Source organism: Streptomyces sp. NPDC051940, assembly GCF_040680895.1.
Classification (GTDB): domain Bacteria; phylum Actinomycetota; class Actinomycetes; order Streptomycetales; family Streptomycetaceae; genus Streptomyces.
In genome coordinates, this window is sequence record NZ_JBFAXR010000244.1 from 1 (window position 1) to 4,829 (window position 4,829).

Below are 4,829 nucleotides of genomic sequence, written 5' to 3' on the forward strand. Positions count from 1 at the left end.
GCTGCACATCAGGTCGGCGGAGCGCAGCGGAGCCGGCGCCACCCCACCGGCCCACCGAAGGCATACCCCCGGCGCAGCGCAGCGGAGCCGACCACTGGGCGGCGCGAAGCGCCGTCCCCCCGCGCTCCGCCCGGCAAGGCCCCTTGGGGCCGCAGAAACACTTCGATTTGCGACGACAGCCGTGCCCCCGTCCCCGAGCGGTGACCGTCCCGGTCGGGACGCCTCCCGCCCCCGCGCCACCGGCAGTGGCCAGGCCGCCACCGCGCCGGTCGCCGCGCGAACCCTGGCGGCCGGAGGGGGTGCGGGGTGCCGGCGTCACGCACGCCGCACCCCGCACCCCCACGGCGCCGGCGTCAGGCAAGACGCACCGCAACGGGTGGCGTGTGGGTGGGGGCAACCCCGCGCCGAAGGCGCGGGCGGCGCCGGGCACGCAACGCGAACCGCTCACCCCGGACCGGCAACCGCCCACCCCGCAGCGCGACCCGCCCCCTCACCCCCCGAACACGAACCGCCCCCCACCCCCCAGCCCCCCGCGCAGGGGAACGCCGCCCCACAGGGACGCGATCTCCCCCGACAGCGCGAGGCCGAGGCGCCGGACGTCGTCCGTCGCCGAGTCGTGCAGGGCCTCCGCCACCACCAGCACCCGGCGCGTTCCCTCCGACACCGCCGAGTAGCCGCTCTGCCGGTTCGTCCAGCGCCGCGCGTGAGCGCGCCCCGTGCCGTCGACGAAGGTCACCTCGCCCGGTTCGGGGTTCTCCGACTCGCCGGAGAACGTCTCGTACACCTCGGACCCCAGCGCGTACCGGACCTCCAGCCCCGGACCCGCGATCCGGTCGACGTCCAGGACCGCGACCGGGATCGCGTACGCCATCGAGACCGCGTTGCACAGGTCGATCAGCGGATGGATCCGCGGCAGCGCGCCCTCGCGGCGGAAGCGCCGCAGCAGGGACTCGGACGCGCAGCGGTACTGCGTGGGCCGCAGGCCCATCGCCGTGAACGCCCGCCGCCACGCCTGGATCTCCGGCAGCGCGCTCTCCGTCCCGCCTGCGAGACGCTCGCGCGCGAGCGCGCAGTAGTGCTCGACGCGGGCGTCGACGACGGCGTCCTTGCCGATGCCCTCGGCGTACAGGGCGCAGGCGGTGAGCTGGGGGAAGTCGGAGCGGAGGGCGTCCGCGTGCTGGAAGTACATGGGATCAGCCTGGCCCGCACGGCACATCGGCGTGGAGGGCCAAACCGCGCGCGCCGTAACGGACCAATCCCCAGCCGGAGCTCAGATCAGTGAGTACACCGGCGCGAGCCGATCAGCCCTCCTCAGCCGCGTGCAGGCTCATCGGCCCGTAGATCTCCGTGCCGTCCTCCAGCAGCCACACCTGGTCGACGCCCCCGGCCAGCAGGTCCTTCCAGACCTCGCCGATCCACGACTCCGCGTCGCCCTGCGTCGTCCACTCCTCCGGCTCCACCGACGGGGTGGTTCCGGTGCCGTCGGACTTCTCGAAACGCCAGGTCCACGCCGCCATCGTCCAACCTCCGTCGGTGCTGCCGAGTCTGTCGTACGCAGCGTATCCGGCCGCGTCCCCTCCGTGGGGGGTGCCCCGTGCGGCGCGCGGGCAAGTGCCGCGCGAGGATGGTGCCGTGGACATCACCCTGCTCGGCACCGGCGCGCCCGAGGGGCTCCCCGTACCCGGCTGCCCGTGCGCGCGTTGTGCGCAGGCGGTCGGCCCCGCGGCCCGCGCCGCCACGTCCGTCCTGGTGGACGGCGTTCTGCTGCTCGACCTGACGCCGGCGGTCGCGCGGGCCGCCGCGCACGCCGGGAAGTCGCTGGGCAGGGTGCTCCAGGTGCTGCTGACGCACCCGGCGGACGGCCCGGCCGTGGACGTGCCGCCGGGCCTGCCCGCACCGGCCCGCGCCGCGGACGGCGAGGAGCTGACCCTCCTCAGCGGCCACCGGGTGCGCGCGGTGGCCGTCGACGTCCCCGGCACGGGGTACGCCGTGACCGGACCGGACGGCGACCGGCTGCTGTACCTGCCGCCGGGCGCCGCGGTGGCGGGCGCGGGGCAGGACCGGCCGTACGGCATGGTGCTGATGGACGTCACCGGCCGCCCCGACGCGCTGGCCCGGCTGCGCGCGGAGGGCTGGGCGGACCCGGCGACGGAGGTCGTCGGCGTACATCTGGGCCACGACGCCCCGCCCCGCGGCGAGTTGCACCGGCAGCTGGCCGCGGCGGGGGCGCGGGCCGCTCTGGACGGCGCGACGCTCTCCGTCGGCGCCGGCCGGCCGCCCGTCGTACCGCGGCGCACGCTCGTGCTCGGCGGGGCGCGGTCGGGGAAGTCCGTCGAGGCCGAACGGCGGCTCGCGACCTACCCCGACGTGGAGTACGTCGCGACCGGCGGCACCCGCGCGGGCGACGCCGAGTGGGCGCTGCGGGTGAGGGAGCACCGCGACCGCCGCCCGGCGTCCTGGCGTACGACGGAGACCTGCGACCTCGTACCGCTGCTGGCCGCCGACGGGCCGCCGCTGCTCATCGACTGCCTGTCGCTGTGGCTGACGTACGCCATGGACGAGGCGGACTCCTGGAACGGCGGCGACGTCACCCCGTACACCGACGGGCTCGTCGAGGCGTTCCGCGCCACCCGCCGCACGGTGGTCGCCGTCAGCAACGAGGTCGGATCCGGGGTCGTACCGGCGACGCCCGCCGGGCGGCTGTTCCGGGACGAGCTGGGGCGGCTCAACGCGGCGGTGGCGTACGAGTGCGAGGAGGTCCTGCTGGTGGTGGCGGGCCGGGCGGTGGGCCTGCCGGGGTTGTGAGACGTGCGGGGCCCTGCGGGGTGATCGGGCGCGGGACGTGAGCTAATGTGCGCCGCTATGGAGCCCCTGAACCTCGACGACTTCATCACGCACATCGACCGCCCGGACTCCGGTGTCCGCCGTGACGCCGAGGACTGGCGCGCGGGCCGGTCGCCGCGGGCCGGGACGCTGGGCAAGCTCGACGAACTCGGCCAGTGGCTGGCCGCCGCGCAGGGCGGGCTGCCGGTGAAGCCGATCGGGCAGCCGAAGGTCGTGCTGTTCGCCGGCGACCACGGGGTGGCGTCGCTGAGCGTGTCGGCCAACGAGTCCGGCACGGCCGTGCGGTTCGCGAAGGCGGCGCTGGCCGGGGAGAGCGCGGTGGCGATCCTCGCCCGCCGTTACGGGGCGGCCCTGCGGGTTGTCGACATGTCGCTGGACTGCGACCCGGCCGAGCTGCCGGAGGAGGTCACGAAGTACCGCGTACGCCGGGGCTCCGGCCGGATCGACGTCGAGGACGCGATGACCCGCGAGGAGGCCGAGCAAGCGTTCCGTACGGGCATGGCGATCGCCGACGAGGAGGCCGACGCGGGCACGGACCTGCTGGTCCTCGGCGACCTCAGCGTGGGCGGCACGACCGCGGCGGGGGCGATCGTCGCGGCGCTGTGCGGTACGGACGCCTCCGTCGTCACCGGCCGGGGCGGCAGCGGCATCGACGACCTCGCGTGGATGCGCAAGTGCGCCGCGATCCGCGACGCGCTGCGGCGGGCCCGGCCCGTGCTGGGCGACCAGCTCGAGCTGCTGCAGACCGTCGGCGGGCCGGACCTGGCGGCGATGACGGGCTTCCTGCTCCAGGCGGCGGTCCGCAAGACGCCGGTGATCATCGACGGCGTCGTCTCCTCCGCGGCGGCCCTCGTCGGCCAGCGGGCGGCGTTCCGCGCTCCGGACTGGTGGGTGGCCGGCCAGTCCACGGGCGAGCCGGCCCAGGCGAAGGCCCTGGACCGGATCGCCATCGAGCCCCTCCTCGACCACGGGGTGACGGCGGGCGAGGGCGTCGGCGCCCTGATGGCCCTGCCGCTGCTGCAGGCGGCGGCCGAGCTGTGGTCGCAGCTCCCCGAACGGGCCGTGCACGACGCGCAGTCCGCGTCGGTGGACGACATCACCTGATGCCGGACGCCCTACGTTTCGCCTTCGGCACGCTCACGGCGCTCCCCGTCCGCGTCCACCGCTGGGACCGGGACGCGGCGCGCGCCGGCATGCGGGCGGCGCCGCTGGTCGGCCTGATCCTGGGCCTGTTCGCGTCGGCGGTGTCCGGCGCGCTGGCACTGGGCACGGGCCCGCTGCCGGCGGCGGTGGCGGCGATCGCGGTGCCGGCAGCGCTCACGCGCGGCCTGCACCTGGACGGCCTGGCGGACACGGCGGACGGTCTGGGCAGTGCGAAGCCGCCGGCGGAGGCGCTGGCGGTCATGAAGCGCTCGGACATCGGCCCGTTCGGCGTCCTGACCCTGGTGTTCACCGTGCTGGCGCAAGTGGCGGCGGTCACCACGCTGTACGACGAGAACGGCTGGCCCCACGCGGCCCTCGGCCTGACGACGGCCCTCGTCTGCGGCCGCCTGTCCCTGGTCCTGGCCTGCAGCCCGTCGATCCCCCCGGCCCGCCCGGACGGCCTGGGCGCCGCGGTGGCCGGCACGGTCCCGCAGCGCGGCGCGTGGGCGCTGACGGCGACCACCACGGCAACCCTGGCGGCGGCGTCCTGGACATTGGACGGCCCCGCGGCCGCACTCACCACAACGGCATCCGTAGCCCTGGGCCTGACGGCGTCGAACCTCCTACTACGCCACTGCGTCCGCCGCCTGGGCGGCACAACAGGAGACGTCTTCGGCGCCCTGACGGAAACAGCGACGACAACAACACTCCTCTGCCTGGCATTCACCTGACGGGCGAAACGCCCACCATCCCCACACCGTGAGGGCTCGGGCGGGGACCCCCCTGGCCTACCACGGCGATCAGCGCGGAGTAGCCGGAGTTGGAGCGCAGCGGGTCCGTCA

General features: G+C 75.7%; 5 protein-coding genes. 3 read left to right on the forward strand and 2 right to left on the reverse strand.

Annotated features, from left to right (window positions below; all coding sequences use genetic code 11):
- Window positions 1-490: 490 nt before the first annotated feature.
- On the reverse strand, window positions 491-1,189 hold the full coding sequence (locus tag AB0M28_RS39845; RefSeq protein ID WP_365415635.1) for a phenylalanine--tRNA ligase beta subunit-related protein: 699 nt from the start codon (window positions 1,187-1,189) through the stop codon (window positions 491-493).
- Window positions 1,190-1,301: 112 nt separating this feature from the next.
- Window positions 1,302-1,517: a hypothetical protein gene (locus tag AB0M28_RS39850; protein ID WP_365415637.1), complete on the reverse strand. Its 216-nt coding sequence runs from the start codon at window positions 1,515-1,517 to the stop codon at window positions 1,302-1,304.
- Window positions 1,518-1,632: 115 nt separating this feature from the next.
- Here AB0M28_RS39850 and AB0M28_RS39855 point away from each other — a divergent pair, with 115 nt between their 5' ends.
- The 3 genes from AB0M28_RS39855 to AB0M28_RS39865 are packed head-to-tail and all read left to right on the forward strand — an operon-like array spanning window position 1,633 to window position 4,718.
- Window positions 1,633-2,805: a bifunctional adenosylcobinamide kinase/adenosylcobinamide-phosphate guanylyltransferase gene (locus AB0M28_RS39855; protein WP_365415639.1), complete on the forward strand. Its 1,173-nt coding sequence runs from the start codon at window positions 1,633-1,635 to the stop codon at window positions 2,803-2,805.
- Between the two features lie 57 nt (window positions 2,806-2,862).
- Window positions 2,863-3,948 carry a nicotinate-nucleotide--dimethylbenzimidazole phosphoribosyltransferase gene (locus tag AB0M28_RS39860; RefSeq protein WP_365415641.1) on the forward strand — a complete coding sequence of 362 codons (1,086 nt, stop codon included), beginning with the start codon at window positions 2,863-2,865 and terminating at the stop codon, window positions 3,946-3,948.
- Window positions 3,948-4,718, forward strand: a complete 771-nt coding sequence (locus AB0M28_RS39865; protein WP_365415643.1) for an adenosylcobinamide-GDP ribazoletransferase — start codon at window positions 3,948-3,950, stop codon at window positions 4,716-4,718. Before AB0M28_RS39860 ends, AB0M28_RS39865 begins: the two co-directional genes overlap by 1 nt.
- Window positions 4,719-4,829 lie beyond the last annotated feature (111 nt).